Below are 12,262 nucleotides of genomic sequence, written 5' to 3' on the forward strand. Positions count from 1 at the left end.
TACACTTAAAGCATCACGTGATAAGTTATGACTGTACCAACTGGTCAGTGTTTATTGTCAATACAAGGATAAATAGCAAATGGCAGGTAAAACCCGTGTTGCCAAATATCAAGCAGATCGAACCAATCAAAAGTTATATTTCTGTCGTTTATCTTGCCAATCTGCAGGAAGTACCAATGATAAGCAGTTATACCAAGCCCATTGTGAGACTGCTATTTTTCATTTACATGGTGCTTTATTGGCATTTATTCAGGAGCTTGGTCATTTTTATAGTTTAAACATGACAGCGCCCACATTAATAGATATCGAGCAAGCCTTAAGCGAGCGGACACAGGTGTCGCCGGAAATTCAGCGCTTGCAGCAGTTACAACAACAAGGTTTTCTGGCCAATATAGAGCGTGCTTATCAGCGCTGTTTATATGCGGTACCGCCCGATACTATCGTTGATGAAAGGCCAAGTGATAATACGGCGGGATCAGCGGATCTGATTGTCAACGTTGTGACTTTGTCAAACCAGTGGTTACCGGATGAGGCGACCATACGCGAATGGCGCCAGCAGCTTTTAGAGCTTATCGAGCAGTTACGTGCTGGTATGGTTGAGTTTTAGGAGGGATAGGATTTTCAAAGGTTAAAAAAAGCGTGTTTAGTAATCACTAAACACGCTTTTTTTTGTGTGAGTTGTCACCGTACTTAAGGTATGATTTACTCGGGTATTGGTGGCATCTCATCAACGGGTGTCACTGAGAGTGGATTTTGCGGGGCACTATCATTATTACGGCTGTCATTCGATTTTGCTGCCTGTAAGTTACCTGTCTCCTCAGTTGCTTCAGGGGCTGATGGTTTGCGCTGCTGAGTTTGGGTTTTGACGGGCTGTAAGGTGCTGGTGTCAGAAGCCTCATCATCACTCGCCACACCATCATCAGTCATTTCTATCAATTTTTGCTGCTGCTTTTGAGACTTTGAGCGGTTATTGATAGATACCCACTGATTGGGTGCGTCTTTGAGCTGAGCTTTCATAAAGTCCATCCAGACGGGCAGAGCTGCCACACCACCATACTCACGGCGGCCCATCGTAGCTGGTTGATCGAACCCCATCCATACCACAGTAACATTGGTAGGATGAAATCCTGCAAACCATGCGTCTTTAGCTTCGTTGGTTGTACCGGTTTTGCCGCCGATATCATCACGACCCAGAGCTTTTGCTCGTACGGCTGTACCGCGTTGCACCACATCGCGTAAGATATCGGCCATCTCAAACGCTACTCTAGGCTTTAAGATTCTCGGGGCTTGTTTGGCCACTGTATACTGCACAGCAGGCGCTTGTAAGCGATCTGATTGTGGACTAGCATCAGTCACGTCTACATTGATTTGGGTGTTTTCTTCATTGCTCTTTAATGCTTGGCTTTCAGCAGTTATTGCCGCATCAGTGGTACTGTTTTCGCCTTCATTTGACTGACGATGCTCTTCGATTAGCGTTTTATTGAGGGTTTCGAGTTGTTCGTTAAAACACAAAGCGCACGCTTGGCGCGGGTTGGCTTGAAATAATAGCTCATTCTTATAGTTATAAATTTGTTCAATAAAGTAAGGTTGTATGCGGTGACCACCATTGGCAAAGGTGGAGTAGGCCGTTGCCATCTGTAATGGCGTTGCTTGCCCCGCCCCTAGTGCTAATGACAACGTCGTCGGCAACTTCTCTTTATCAAGACCGAACTCATCCAATAGGCTGCGCACATCAGAGATACCGATGGCTTGTAGAAGGCGAATAGAAACCAGATTGCGAGACAAATACAGCCCGCGACGTAGCGTGATGTCGCCTAAAAAACGCTCGTCAGAGTTTTTAGGTTTCCAGTCTCCTACTTGGATAGGGCGATCCGAGACAATACTATCTGGACGATAGCCTTTTTCTAACGCTGCTGTATACACCAGGGGTTTAATGGTTGAGCCAGGTTGCCGCCAGCCTTGTAAGGCGCGGTTAAACTTACTATGGTTAAAGTCAAATCCACCGACCAAGGCGTTTACCGCCCCAGTTTCTGGATCTAATGACACCAGACTGCCTTGTATGTTTGGTATTTGACTCAGCTGCCAACTGCCATTAGCGGTAGGTATCACGCGAATGATATCGTTTTGACTGACAATTTGACTGGCGTTCGTAGGGGGGTAGCCGATACGATCAGCAGAAATGTATTTGGCTGCCCAGCTCATCTCAGGCCAGTTAACGGTTATATTTTTACCTGATTGCAAGGTTGCATCAAAGCTTTGGGCGTTAACCTGAGTGACTTTGGCAGGATACATATTGCTGTAACGGCGGAAATTCTCTAAAGGTTCATCATTTGCTTCTGCCCCGCGCCAGCCGTGGCGATGCTCGTAAGCGACCAAGCCTGTTAGAATAGCCGCTTCTGCCGCTGTTTGTGCTTCGCTATCCACGGTAAGACGTACGCGCCAACCACTGTGCATCACTTGCTCACCGTAGCGTTCGACCAAGGTAGCGCGAGTCATTTCTGCCAAATATGGCATATTAACGTCAAGCTTCTCTTGATAAAGGTTGATGCCTACTGGTGAATTAACGGCTTCGTCATATTGGGCTTTGGTGATATAGCCTAGCTCGTGCATGCGTCCAATGATCCAGTTGCGACGAGTCAGCGCGCGGCTAGGATTGGCCACAGGGTTGTATTTAGATGGCGCTTTTGGCAGACCGGCCAACATGGCCATCTCAGCAATAGTCAAATTTTCTAGTGATTTACTGTAGTATTTTTTGGCAGCAGCGCGGACACCATATGCGCCTTCACCCAAGTAGATTTTGTTGACATAAAGCGTCAAGATCTCATTTTTACTGAGTTCATCTTCGATCTTACGAGCCAAGAACAGTTCAGTCAGCTTACGATTTAGGGTGCGTTCTGGACTCAAAAAGTAATTTTTGGCCACCTGCATGGTGATGGTAGAGCCACCTGTCTGGCTATCATCATCAGTCACCACTTCGGTAACCGCACGGCCAAGTCCCTTAATACTAATACCACTGTGCTGAAAAAAAGAGGCGTCTTCTGCCGCTAAAAAAGCATGGGTGAGATCTTCAGGAATCTCATCAAAGGTAACGGGAAGCGATAAGCGATTGCCATATTGACCGATTAATTTATCGTCACTACTATAAACCTGTAATGGCATCTCAAAATTTGCTGTCTTAATTTCTTGTGTGCTAGGCAAAGTAGGGGATAAATACATTGCCATACCGTAAAAACCGATAGGCACAGCAAGCGCTAAAACCACTGCTAACGCTAAGCAGGCGATAAAAAGTCCCACTAAAAAATGAATGAGACGTGCGGTAGCAATTTTTTTGGTCATAGTAAGGCTTATCAATTAAAATTTGCAACAGGTAAGGCATTATACCTTGAACAAAATAAGAGGTCATAATAAATGTGTAAGTTAGCCTTAACAGCCAATTTAAACGCTTGAATCTATCTATTAAGTAAAGTATTGTGTTCAATTATTACAAATAACTATCAAAGTGTACACTTAATATAAGGTATAGAGCTTGTGAGGCTATTTACTTCCAAAAGTCAACATTTGATTGGCGTGGATATTTGTGCCACCTCAGTAAAGTTGGTTGATATACAGCGCCAACAGGGCATGTTTCACTTAAAATCTTATGGTATTGAGGGACTTCCGGAAGGAGTAGTCGTCGATAAGCTTTTAGTAGACACTGAAGCGGTTGGCAATGTGATTGCGACTTTGGCTAGGCGCTGTCAGGCGACGGGTAGTCAGGCCGCCACGGCAGTATCAGGATCCGCAGTGATTACCAAAATTATTGATATGGACGCGGCGTTAAGTGATGTTGAGCGTGAAGCTCAAATACGTTTGGATGCCGATCAATACGTGCCGTATCCTTTAGAAGACGTGAATTTGGATTTTGAGGTGTTAGGTCCGTCTTTGTTAAGTGATGAGATGGTACAAGTATTACTTGCGGCCTCGCGCTCAGAAAATGTCGATCAACGTGTCGATGCTTTAACTTTCGGTGGTATGCAAACCAAAGTGATGGATATTGAATCCCATGCGATTGAGCGTGCGTTTGGACTGATGGTTGATAACTTACCAAATAATCCAGAGTTGGTGGCCTTGGTAGATATCGGCCATAATCAAACGACTTTGTATGTTGCTAAGAATGGCGAGTTTATCTATAGTCGCGAGCAATTATTTGGTGGCGTACAGTTGACAGAAGCGATTCAAAACCGTTATGGGCTCACGGCTGAAGAGGCAGATATCAGTAAGCGTGAGCGCACCTTACCTGATGATTACTATATTGATGTACTAACCCCATTTATCGAAAATACCATTCAACAAATCACTCGTTCACTACAGTTTTATTTCTCCTCAAGCCAGTACAGTAGTATCGATCATGTGGTACTGGCTGGTGGCAGTAGCTCTATCGCTGGTCTGGCAGGTATGGCACAACAAAAACTTGGTGTGACGGTCAGTATCGCCAATCCGTTTGTTAATATGACCATCGCGCCAAATATCGACAATGAACAACTGGCTATTGAGGCACCAAGCTTGATGGCGGCGTGCGGTCTTGCGTTAAGGAGCTTTGACTAATGGCTCGTATTAACCTTTTACCTTGGCGACAAGAAGAGCGCGAACGTCGCAACAAAGAATTTATAACATTAGTGGTCGCGGTGACTTTGCTCACTCTGTTGGTCGCCTTTGCTTCGTGGAGCTACTTTAACAATGAGCTTGATGAGCAGCTCGATGCCAACGCATTGATCGAACAAGAAAATGCTCGTTTAGACACAGCGCTCACTGAGATTGATAGTCTGGAGCAGCGCCGTGAAGACATTATCTCACGTATGCAGGTGATCCAAGACTTGCAGGGTCGACGCCCTGTACCAGTACGTCTGTGGGATGATCTTGCTAAAGCCATTCCCCCAGCATTGTACCTCAATAACCTCAAACGTGAAGGCGATACGCTCACTTTGACGGGTCTGGCAGACAACCCAAATGTAGTCTCAAGCTTGATTCGCAATCTTGATAACAGTAAGTGGATGGGCAACTCTGCGGTGAGTAACATTCAACAAAATATCAGTGCGTATGAAACAGCGCCAGCGCTTAATAATACGGTTACTGCTGGCGAGGCGCCGCGCCCTGTTTATCCTGAAGACAGTTATGTACAGTTTGTGGTAACGACGAAAGTGCAGTCAGAGACAGCCACATCTGCTGATGCTGAGCTGGGAGATGAGCTATGAAGCTTAGCCGCAAAAAAAGCCTGATCAAAACCAGAAAAACGGCGGTGACACCAAAGAAGCAGTTTGATCTAAATGAGTTTCGGCGCAGTTTTGAGTCTTTAGATTCCGAAAACTATGGCAGCTGGCCACTCCCAGTAAAAATAACCGTTATTGGGCTTATCATTGTCTTTATAGCGGCACTAGCGTGGGCGCTACCGATTAGCAGCAAGATTGATGAGATCAGCGCTGCCGAAAGTCAGCAGCAAACCTTGCTTGAGAGCTACCGTGAAAAAGAGTCACGCGCGCGCCACTTAAAAGCGTATCAAGCACAAGTTATCCAAATGGAGACGGAATTCAACACCTTACTCGATCAGCTACCAAAAGATACCCGTGTGTCAGAGTTGGTAGAAGGGATCAATATGACAGGGGTGGGCAGTAACATCCGTTTTCAAGACATTTCCGTCGAACCTGAGATTGAGAACGAGTTCTTTATTGAGCAGCCTATTCGCATTGCAGCTTTAGGTGAATATCATCAATTTGGCAGCTTTATCAGTGGTCTTGCCGCCTTACCACGAATTATTACCATGCACGACTTTGAGGTGAGTAATCCGCAGCCAACACTGGACGTCTTACCAGAGCTTAATCTGGTGCTACAAACCAAAACGTATCGCTCAAAAGAAGCGGCGCCTGAGGATGAAACTGGCGCTGCGACTGATAATGCAGGAGGCAACTAATGAGTAGCCAAAAATTGCCCATCCTACTGGTGTTAAGCGTTACTGTGTTATCAATGACGGGTTGTACTGACCGTATTGCCATGGCAGAGCAAGCAATGACTGACATACGCAATCAGCCTGCACAGCCTATTGAGCCGCCGCCCAAGGCGGAGCTGGTAGAGGACTTCGTTTACAGTGCTAGTGCGCAGCGTAGTCCATTTTTGCCACCAAGTTTGGTCAATGTAGAAGGCCCGACTACCTCAATTGACGGTGTGCGCCCTGATATTACCAGAGTAAAAGAACCGCTTGAGCAGTATGAGCTATCGCAACTGGTTTTTCGTGGTGTGGTGGTATCCCCCGAGGGACAGCGCTATGCGCTGATACAACGTCCTGATGGCTCGGTTGCTAGTGTTAAAGTAGGTGATTATCTTGGATTAAATGACGGCCGTATTGTTGAAATCACGCCGACCCAGATTAATTTGATTGAAATTGTGCCAGACAGCCGCGCAGGGTTCATTGAAAAACCCCAGTCGCTGGTATCCCCCATAAGCTAAGTCGGCAGATTTTTTGAGGAATAAGTAATGACAGTACGCAATAACAAGGTAATGATGATGAGCAACCGCGTGTCCTCTGCTTTTGCCATTTCAGCATTGGCAATCAGCATGGTAGCAGTGAGTAACAGTGCCCATGCTGTACAGCGTATTAACAACGTCACTGTGGTACAAACAGCGCCTGCGGTGACGCAACTGCGTTTGGGCTTTGCAGGCTTACCAGTATTACCGGCGGCTTATCAGCTGGATGATCCTAGCCGTTTGGTGCTAGATTTCGAACAAGTGCAAAACGGGTTGGCCAGTCGTTTCAATGAGTATAATGTTGGCGTGGTCAATGATGTTACGACGTTAAGTAGTGACAGTACCACGCGTCTTATCATTGGCCTCAAGCAGTCAGGCAGTTATACGACAGCGATTGAGGGCAATGATTTGTTGCTGACCATTACGGATCCCAATCGTCCAGTCGTGACCAGTGACCCTATTCAAGACGTGCTCAACGACAGTGATGACCTGACGACCACAGCTGTTGTCACACCAATCGTTGAGACCAGTGTGGCGCCTGTGGCTGCCGTCCGCACCACCAGTCGGGCAGTAGAAAAAAAGACCGTACCAGCCGATACGATGGTGGTTAGAGTCAATCCTCTACTCAATCCGCAGCTTGCCGCGTCACAAGTGAGTAAGCAGTACAGTTATGACGGTCTAAGCGCGGTCAATTTTGCGGCCGGGAATAATGGTGGTGGCAATGTCAGTATCGCCCTTGCCAACGAAGCCATTCCTGTGGATGTACAACGTCAAGGTAATAAGCTGGTTGTACGTTTGACAGGCAGTACGGTTCCAAGAAATTTACTACGTCGATTAAACATTAATAGTGGTCTTGTTAGTAGTATTGATACCAAGAACCAAGGCCAAAACGGTGTCATCACTATCAATATGGTCGATGATTACGAGTATCAAGCTTACCAATCGGGCAACCAGTTAAACATCAGTATCAATAAGCCTGAACTGCTACGCGAGCCGACGCTTGAAGAAAAAGTGTATAGCGGTGAGCGACTGTCTATGGAGTTCCAAGACGTTGAGATTCGTAGCGTTTTAGATATCTTAGCGCAGTTTACCGAGATGAATATTGTTGCTAGTGATTCGGTGTCTGGTAATATCACTTTGCGCCTAATCAATGTCCCATGGGATCAAGCACTTGATATTATTTTGAAAAGTAAAAACCTAGGCAAACGTGAAAATGGGAATGTCATCTTGGTGGCGCCAGCCACTGAGCTTGCTGAACAAGAAGCACGTGAGCTTGAGGCACAGCAAGCAGTTGAGTCTTTTGCCCCCCTACGCACTGAGTACATTCGCTTAAGTTATGCAAAAGCCCAAGATGTACTGACACTTATTTCTCAAGGTAGTGGCGCGTCTAGCGGTGGTAATAGTGGTATTGCCAATCGCGTTGACGACAATAATACGCTGTTATCCAATCGTGGAACGGTCACGGTCGATGAGCGCACCAATACGTTAATCATTAAAGATGTGGCTAAAAGTATTGAGAATATCCACAAATTAATCAGTAAAATCGACATTCCAGTTCGTCAGGTAATGATTGAAGCACGTATCGTCAGTGCCACTGATAGTTTTAGTAAAGAGATTGGGGTGCGTTGGGGTATCTTGTCAAATGGTGCGGCCAATAATCGTAATCTATTGGTTGGTGGTAGTAATCAGACCTTATGGGATTTGAAGGACTTTGATGTAGAAACGACGACAGTCAATGGCCAAACGGTTTCTTACCCTTCTTATGATATTACCCGTCCTGACAATCTAAACGTGGATTTAGGGGTGGCCAACCCAGCGGGTAGTATCGCTTTTGGTTTGCTCAGTATGTCTGATGTGATGCTCGATCTTGAGCTGTCAGCATTGCAAGCCGACAACCGAGGTGAGGTGATCTCTACGCCAAAGATTTTGACCGCAGATAAGCAAACAGCGAAAGTGTCTTCTGGTACCCAGATTCCTTACCAAGAGGCATCTGCCAGTGGCGCCACGACGACCAGTTTTAAAGAGGCGGCACTCAGCCTAGAAGCCACACCAAACATCACGCCTGATGGTAAGATTGGTTTGCAACTGGTCATTACAAACGGCACACCAACTATTATTAACAATCAGGTCGCCATCGCTGAGGACTCTATTTCAACCAACGTTATTGTTGAAGACGGTCAAACGGTTGTACTGGGCGGTGTCTTTAAAAACCGTACCAATAACGGCGTCGATAAGGTGCCTTTTTTAGGAGATTTGCCGTATATTGGTCGTGCGTTCCGTCGTGATGTGCGCAGTAACAATAAAGAAGAGCTGTTGATATTTGTCACACCAAAATTAATCAATGATGGTATCAGTCGCTTGGATTAAGCCGTCTTTGATTGTTTTTTGTCCGAAAAAGCAAGCCGCAACGCTTGCTTTTTTTATGTATAAATTTTTAAAGTTTGCGAACAATAATCACAGCGCATTACTAGCCAGAATATCAATGACGTTGTATCATACCTAATTTAGCTGAGTGAGTGTTATGGTGGAGGAATTACCGTCGGTGTTTTTAGTAGGACCGATGGGAGCAGGGAAGACGACGATCGGCAAATTGCTTGCCAAGCAGTTAGGACGCACCTTCGTAGACAGCGATTGGTATATTGAGTCACAAACAGGTGCCGATATTGCTTGGATATTCGCTAAAGAAGGTGAGGCTGGGTTTCGGGAGCGTGAGACGCGAGCCATTGATGAGCTCACTCAGAAACCCCACATTGTCTTAGCCACCGGTGGCGGCGCCGTGATGAGTGCTGAAAACCGCGCGTTTTTAAATCAACGCGGCATTGTGGTTTATTTGAATGCACCAGTCGATGTGCAAATGGCTCGTACGGCCAAAGACAAATCACGACCATTGTTACAGCAGCCTAATCCCAGACAAATACTGCAAGACCTGTATAGCACACGCGATCCATTATATCGTCAAGTTGCGCATATCATAATGCCAACTGGGCACACGTACCCGCGGCATATGGTCAACCAACTCTTACAGCAGCTAGCGTCCTTTAATATCTCTAGCGCAGTAGGCTCTAAAAAAGAGTGATAAGAGGCAAAGATAAACCGAGTTATTAATTACAGTCAGCTACTTTTATCTCATTAAAATGCTTAGGGAGTGCTCATGGCCAAGCCACTGTTTCATGATGGATTAACCGTTCATACGCAAAGTCATGACTATCCAATTGTCATTACTGAAAAAACGGCGACAGAAAATAACAGCATGGCAAAGCAAGTCGCACCCTATATCAGCGGTCGCCAAGTGTTGATTGTCACCAATGACACCGTTGCGGCTTTATACTTAAATGCTTTAACAGAAGAGCTGGCAGAGCAATTTACCGTCAAGGTTTGCGTCCTCCCTGATGGTGAGCAATATAAGAACCAGACCAGTATCAACCAAATCTACGATGCCTTGATGGCGGAGCATTTCAATCGTGATGTCACACTGATTGCGTTGGGTGGCGGCGTGGTTGGGGACATGACAGGTTTTGCGGCGGCCAGTTTTATGCGGGGGGTGAGTTTTATCCAGATTCCAACCACGCTACTGTCGCAAGTGGATTCGAGCGTTGGTGGCAAGACGGGCATCAATCATGCGCAAGGCAAAAACATGATTGGCGCTTTTTGGCAGCCGCAAATGGTGCTTGCGGACATGAGCACGCTCAAAACACTGCCCGCGCGTGAGCTGTCGGCAGGACTTGCTGAAGTTATTAAATACGCGCTTATCATGGACGAAGCATTTTTGACATGGCTTGAAAACAATTTGCCTGCGATGATGGCATTGGATTTGGCCATACTTGGCGATGCAGTAAAGCGCTGCTGTCAGTATAAGGCCGATATCGTCGCGCAAGACGAGAGAGAGTCAGGCGTGCGTGCGTTGCTAAACTTTGGGCATACTTTTGGGCATGTGATTGAGACGCACCAAGGCTACGGTAACTGGCTGCATGGTGAAGCAGTCGCTGCTGGGATGGTACAAGCGGCCGAACTGTCGCAAAAACTGGGCTGGTTAACGGCCGAGGAAGTTGCCCGAGTTAAACGTGTGTTAACCTTGGCCAATTTGCCTATCACACCGCCGCCTATTGAGGTGCAAACTGCTTTAGATTTGATGGGTCATGATAAAAAAGTGAAACACGGACAAATCCGCCTTATTTTGTTAAAATCGCTAGGTAAGGCCGTATTGACCAATGATTTTGATGCCAAGTTGCTAACTGACGTATTGTCACCACCTATGGCATAACACCTCAACATTTCATGGCTCATCATTGCTCACTGACTATAAACATACCTATTATACTGGTTAGCCGTCATTTTACTTAAACACGCATTGACGTGTGCGGTTGAACACACTTTCACCAAGGACATTTCCATGGCAGCCTCAAGATCGACGACTCGTACCGCTCGCCAATCATATCGCCGGCAAGCACTGATTTGGCTGATAATGACCTTGCTGTTGGGGGTAGTGACAGCGCTGGTTTGGATGCTTAGTCAAACGCCAGCGCTGGGTGCTAAGATCGAAAATGCCCCGATATCAGCACCAGAGCCATTAAGTAATGAGCTTGAACAGCCCTTAAAAATTGAGTCGCTACATGAGCTTGATACCGATGTGCAGCCCATCAGTTTTGATGCGACGGTTCGTGACTTGCGCAACTATCCTGATGAGTTTAAAGACAAGCGTTATTTGCTGGCCAATAAAGGCAAATGGACGGTGCAGGTGATGAATGTCACTGAAAACGAGGTGATTGTCAGTTACCTAGAAGGCCGCGAGGACCGTGATAAATTTGCTTACTTCCGATATCTCGATGATGCAAATCAAGTACGCTATATGCTGACTTATGGGATCATGAGCAGTCCACAAGAAGCTGTCGGCGCCGCAAAACTCATAGACTTTAAGTTGCCTGATAACGTGCGGGTGTTACCAGAAGAGATCAATCGCTACGTCAGTATTATCGATAACTATGAACGCCCTGATCCAGTAAAAGACTTAAGCACAAAGCGCACACGTTCCGTGAATTTGAACCCAACTAAACGCGAAGTCCCCGTGCGTCAGCAAACGCAAAATGCTAGCAGTGGTGATAGTAACCAAGCAGCAAGCAACAATGAAAATCGTAGTAGCCAAGACGCCACAAATGACAATAATGAGGAAAGTATTCGTCAGTCGGCTGATACTTCTGCTACTTTATCCGTGAGTGAAGAGCGTATCGTCGGTTATGAAGGCCAAGCGCCAGCTGACAAGACGTCTAAAGACAAAGACAGTGTGAAAAAACCTGCGCAGGACACCAAAAAGCCAGCGGCATCCGCGACTGATAGTAACAGCACGAAAAAACCCCCAGTAGTGCCAACGCCTAAACCGCCAAGTAATACGAATAATACAAATTCTGTCAGCAAAAGTGACAACACCAACGCCTCTAAAGCGAATAGCTCTCCTAAGACGAGTAGCGATAGCATAAAAACCCTGATAGAAGATAAAAGTAACTAGTGGCTAGCTAGTAGTTCACAGCAGTGACAACGTCGCGATAATGATGAAAGGTAAAACCCACTAACAAAAACAGTTGGTGGGTTTTTTTATGCAAGTTTATTAATGTGTGATCAACGCTATAGTAAGTGTGCAGGGATAACACGGCTACCTGAGTTACGGTCACCAAGCCTTGCAATTATTACTTTACGTTAGAGAGTAACTGCGATTTTGAGATATCCTATAACCAATAGTAATAAGTTCTCTTACAAAATATGGTCGATGAATCGA

Annotated in this window: 10 protein-coding genes; 9 read left to right on the forward strand and 1 reads right to left on the reverse strand. The window is 46.1% G+C overall.

Features of this window, described 5'->3' with window-relative positions:
* Window positions 1-79: 79 nt before the first annotated feature.
* On the forward strand, window positions 80-607 hold the full coding sequence (locus B2P60_RS06810) for a DUF6586 family protein (RefSeq protein WP_286740182.1): 528 nt from the start codon (window positions 80-82) through the stop codon (window positions 605-607).
* 95 nt (window positions 608-702) lie between these two features.
* On the opposite strand, the gene B2P60_RS06815 is transcribed toward B2P60_RS06810, so the two are convergent.
* Window positions 703-3,336: a penicillin-binding protein 1A gene (locus tag B2P60_RS06815; protein WP_286740184.1), complete on the reverse strand. Its 2,634-nt coding sequence runs from the start codon at window positions 3,334-3,336 to the stop codon at window positions 703-705.
* A 192-nt stretch (window positions 3,337-3,528) separates the two neighbouring features.
* Here B2P60_RS06815 and B2P60_RS06820 point away from each other — a divergent pair, with 192 nt between their 5' ends.
* The 8 genes from B2P60_RS06820 (at window position 3,529) to B2P60_RS06855 (ending at window position 11,995) form a co-directional block, all read left to right on the forward strand.
* Window positions 3,529-4,584, forward strand: a complete 1,056-nt coding sequence (locus tag B2P60_RS06820) for a pilus assembly protein PilM (protein WP_198333791.1) — start codon at window positions 3,529-3,531, stop codon at window positions 4,582-4,584.
* Window positions 4,584-5,231 carry a PilN domain-containing protein gene (locus B2P60_RS06825; protein ID WP_286740186.1) on the forward strand — a complete coding sequence of 216 codons (648 nt, stop codon included), beginning with the start codon at window positions 4,584-4,586 and terminating at the stop codon, window positions 5,229-5,231. Before B2P60_RS06820 ends, B2P60_RS06825 begins: the two co-directional genes overlap by 1 nt.
* Entirely contained in the window at window positions 5,228-5,944 is a 717-nt protein-coding gene (locus B2P60_RS06830) for a type 4a pilus biogenesis protein PilO (protein WP_193006708.1), read from the forward strand. Before B2P60_RS06825 ends, B2P60_RS06830 begins: the two co-directional genes overlap by 4 nt.
* Window positions 5,944-6,477 carry a pilus assembly protein PilP gene (locus B2P60_RS06835; RefSeq protein WP_193006709.1) on the forward strand — a complete coding sequence of 178 codons (534 nt, stop codon included), beginning with the start codon at window positions 5,944-5,946 and terminating at the stop codon, window positions 6,475-6,477. Before B2P60_RS06830 ends, B2P60_RS06835 begins: the two co-directional genes overlap by 1 nt.
* Before the next feature lie 27 nt (window positions 6,478-6,504).
* A complete protein-coding gene (gene pilQ, locus B2P60_RS06840) occupies window positions 6,505-8,862 on the forward strand; it encodes a type IV pilus secretin PilQ (RefSeq protein ID WP_286740187.1) in 2,358 nt (785 codons plus the stop codon).
* A 154-nt stretch (window positions 8,863-9,016) separates the two neighbouring features.
* The gene (gene aroK / locus B2P60_RS06845; protein ID WP_193006711.1) at window positions 9,017-9,571 is read left to right on the forward strand and encodes a shikimate kinase AroK; all 555 of its coding nucleotides are present in this window, start codon (window positions 9,017-9,019) and stop codon (window positions 9,569-9,571) included.
* A gap of 75 nt (window positions 9,572-9,646) precedes the next feature.
* Window positions 9,647-10,756, forward strand: coding sequence for a 3-dehydroquinate synthase (aroB, locus tag B2P60_RS06850; RefSeq protein ID WP_286740188.1), 1,110 nt, complete (start codon window positions 9,647-9,649; stop codon window positions 10,754-10,756).
* 129 nt (window positions 10,757-10,885) lie between these two features.
* Entirely contained in the window at window positions 10,886-11,995 is a 1,110-nt protein-coding gene (locus B2P60_RS06855; protein WP_286740190.1) for a hypothetical protein, read from the forward strand.
* Window positions 11,996-12,262 lie beyond the last annotated feature (267 nt).

Origin of the sequence: Psychrobacter sp. UBA3068 (assembly GCF_002366815.1) — a bacterium.
Lineage (GTDB): Bacteria > Pseudomonadota > Gammaproteobacteria > Pseudomonadales > Moraxellaceae > Psychrobacter > Psychrobacter namhaensis.